This is a genomic window from Kitasatospora sp. NPDC001660 (genome assembly GCF_053596725.1).
Genome location: NZ_JBSFGU010000136.1, coordinates 1 through 1,453, shown reverse-complemented (window position 1 = coordinate 1,453; position 1,453 = coordinate 1). Strand labels below are relative to the sequence as shown.

Sequence of the window (1,453 nt, the reverse complement as noted above, 5' to 3'; positions counted from 1 at the left end):
TGGAGTGGTCCTACGTTGTTGGTGGGGTCGGACGGGCCAGTCGTATGGTCTTGAGATCCAGAGACTCCGGGTATGGCTATGGAGTGGTTGTCCTCGATGGCTCGATACACCTGGCCGCCCGGAGTCTCACGACGACTCGGCCGCTGATTAGGAGCTGCGAGCCCTTCGGGTGCATCGCTGAGTAGGACCACGCCGGCGAGGTCGTCCGGAGTGCAGCACTCAGCGAGCAACCGGAGGTACGAGTGGCCCGGATCTGGGCGGGTACGGACATCGGCAAGACCCATCACCACTGCGTGGTGCTGAACGCGCAAGGCGAACGGCTGCTGTCGCGGCGCGTACTGAACGACGAACCGGAGCTACTGGCCCTGCTCGCCGACGTGCTGGCCATCGATGAGGACGTGGTCTGGGCTGTCGACGTCGCCGACGGTATGGCCGCACTGTGGATCAGTGTGCTGCTCAACCACGGCCAGCACCTCGTCTACATACCCGGCCTGGCCGTCAACCGGGCCTCGGCCGGCTACCGAGGCATGGGCAAGACCGACGCCAAGGACGCCACCGTCATCGCCGACCAGGCCCGCATGCGCCGGGACCTGACGGTCCTGCGGCCGGACGACGAGCACGCCATCGAGCTGCGGGTCCTCACCAACCGCCGGACCGACCTGAACGCCGACCGCACCCGCCGGATCAACCGCCTGCGCGGCCAACTCACCAGCATCTTCCCGGCGTTGGAGCGGGCGATTGACCTGGGTAACGTCGGCCCGTTGGTCCTGCTGACCGGCTACCAGACCCCGGCCGCCCTGCGGCGGGTCGGCCGCAGCCGCCTGGAGACTTGGCTGCGTAACCGCAAGGTCCGCAGCCCCGAAGCCCTGGCGGAGGCTGCTCTGGAAGCAGCCGGGCGACAGCACACTGCCGTCCCCGGGGAGAAGATCACCGCGCAGGTGATCCACACCCTGGCGAAGGAGGTGATGAGTCTCAACGAGCAGATCACCGAGATCGACAAGATCATCGCGGCCCGGTTTCGCGACCACGAACTCGCTGAAGTGATCGCCAGCATGCCCGGCATCGGCCCGCTGCTGGGCGCCGAGTTCCTCGCCGCCACCGCCGGCGACATGAGCCGCTACGGCACCGCCGACCGCCTCGCCAGTCTCGCCGGAGTCGCCCCGGTCCCTCGGGACTCGGGCAACGTCAGCGGCAACCTGCACCGGCCCCGGCGCTACCACCGAGGCCTGCAACGCGTCTTCTACACATCCGCGCTCATCAGCATCCGCAACTGCGACGACTCGCGCCGCTTCTACGAACGCAAACGCTCCGAAGGCAAGCGGCACACCCAGGCCGTGCTCGCCCTGGCCCGTCGACGCGTGAACGTCCTGTGGGCTCTCATTCGTGACGGAAAGTGCTACCGAAGCAACCTTTCTGTCACTGCCGCAGCTTGACAACCTCATTAGGAGGTGTA

Annotated in this window: 1 protein-coding gene; it reads left to right on the top strand. The window is 67.1% G+C overall.

The window, feature by feature from the left end; translation table 11 throughout:
* Positions 1–242 precede the first annotated feature (242 nt).
* On the top strand, positions 243–1,433 hold the full coding sequence (locus tag ACWCXH_RS39885) for an IS110 family transposase (RefSeq protein ID WP_449806411.1): 1,191 nt from the start codon (positions 243–245) through the stop codon (positions 1,431–1,433).
* Positions 1,434–1,453 lie beyond the last annotated feature (20 nt).